This window comes from Pseudomonas sp. 8(2025), from assembly GCF_052665325.1.
Window position 1 is genome coordinate 1 of sequence record NZ_JBQOIE010000040.1, and the last position, 1916, is coordinate 1916.

Below are 1916 nucleotides of genomic sequence, written 5' to 3' on the forward strand. Positions count from 1 at the left end.
CCGGTGGCCGGGGTCCACTCGTGCAGCAACTGGTGCTGCTCGGCAGCGCCCAGCAGCGGCAGGTCCCCCAGGCGCTGGCGTGGCTGCTGGACAATGCCCTGCAGCAACTGCACCCAGGACTGGGCCAGACGCTCGATGGTGGAGGCCTCGAACAGGTCGGAGGCATAGGTCAGGGAGGCCCAGAGGCCATCCTCGGATTCGAAGGTATCCAGGGTCAGGTCGAACTGCGCGGCGCGCCCCTGCCAACTCAGGGTCTCGATGCTGAGGTCGTCCAGGCGCTGGCTCTGCCCGCCCTTCTTGACCGCGGTCTGGTGGTTGAACATTGCCTGGAACAGCGGGCTGTGGCTCAGGCTGCGCTCGGGGCGCAAGGCTTCCACCAACTGCTCGAAAGGCAAGTCCTGGTGGGACTGGGCCATCAGCGCGGTCTGCTTGACCTGCTGCAGGAAATCATTGAAGCCCAGTTGCCCGTCGACCTCGGCCTTGAACACCTGGGTATTGACGAAGAAGCCGATCAGGCGCTCGGTTTCCACCCGGTTGCGGTTGGCGGTCGGCACCCCGACGCGGATGTCCGCCTGGCCGCTGTAGCGGTGCAGCAGTACCTGGAACGAGGCCAGCAACAGCATGAACAGGGTCGCCCCTTCACGCTGGGCCAATTGCTTGAGGCCCAGGCGCAGCTCTTCCGGCAACGGGATATCCAGCAGCGCCCCCCGATAGCTCTGGATCGCCGGGCGCGGGTGGTCCAGCGGCAGCATCAGCAAGGGCTGCTCCCCGGCCAGTTGCTCCAGCCAGTAGCCCAGTTGCCGCTCACGCTCGCCGGCGTCCATCCACTGGCGCTGCCAGTTGGCATAGTCGGCGTATTGAATCGGCAGCTCCGGCAGGCTGACCGTGCGCCCCTGGCGGTAGCCGGCATAGAGCTGGATCAGCTCGTCGACCATCACCCCCATCGACCAGCCATCGGAAACGATGTGGTGCTGGGTCAGGACCAGCACATGCTCGTCTGCTGCCACCCGCAGCAATTTGGCCCGCAACAGCGGGCCATTGCGCAGATCGAAGGGCGGCTGGCTCTTGCTGTCGGTCAGGGCATGGACCTGGGCCTCATAGGACAGGCCGCCGGCGTGCAGTTCGATGACCTCGATGTCCAGCGGCGCCGGTGGGTGCACCACCTGCACCGCCGTGCCATCGTCTTCGGAAAAGGTAGTGCGCAGGGTTTCATGCCGGGCAATCAGGGTATCGAATGCATGGCGCAGCGCGTCGAGGTCCAGTTCTCCGGTCAAGCGCAGCGCCGTGGTGATGTGGTAGGCGGTGCTGTCGGGCTCCAGTTGCCAAAGGAACCACTGGCTTTCCTGGGTATAGGAGAGGACCGGCGCCTCGTCGGCGCCGCGGCTGCAGATAGGAGCGATACCAAAGAGGTTGATGCCCTTTTCTTTAAGCAAAATCGCCAGGGCTCTTCTTTCCTTGGAAGAAAGCGTGCCTACCGAGTCGATTAAAGCTTGCATGTACTACCTCGCCTAAGAAATTATTTTTTCAAGATCATCGGGAGATAAACGTTTGAGGGCCTCCAAAGATTTAGCCAATTCATCCTGCAGTGAAGAAGTTGTCTGCCGCAGGGCCTGAACCTTCTCGACAAAGGCCGCGAGGCTCTCCGCGCCGAACAGCGACTTGATGGGCATATCCACGCCAAACTGCTGCTTGACCCGAGTCACCACCTGAGCCACCAACAGGGAGTGGCCGCCCAGCTCGAAGAAGTTGTCGCTCATGCCCACCCGATCCAGCTTCAGCACATCGGCCCAGATCGCCGCGACCTGTTGCTCCAGCTCGCTCTGCGGCGCCACGTAGACTTGCTGCATCTGCTGGGCGTCGACCTTGGGCAGGGCCTTGCGATCGAGCTTGCCGTTGGGGGTCAGCGGCAACGCTTC

General features: G+C 63.2%; 2 protein-coding genes. Both read right to left on the reverse strand.

The features are described from left to right. Positions 1-1496: condensation domain-containing protein (locus tag ACUXVH_RS31620; protein ID WP_445496850.1), on the reverse strand; the 1496-nt coding region annotated here is incomplete at its 3' end. A gap of 12 nt (positions 1497-1508) precedes the next feature. Beyond that, positions 1509-1916 (reverse strand): phosphopantetheine-binding protein (locus ACUXVH_RS31625; protein WP_445496852.1); only part of this gene is annotated, 408 nt, incomplete at its 5' end.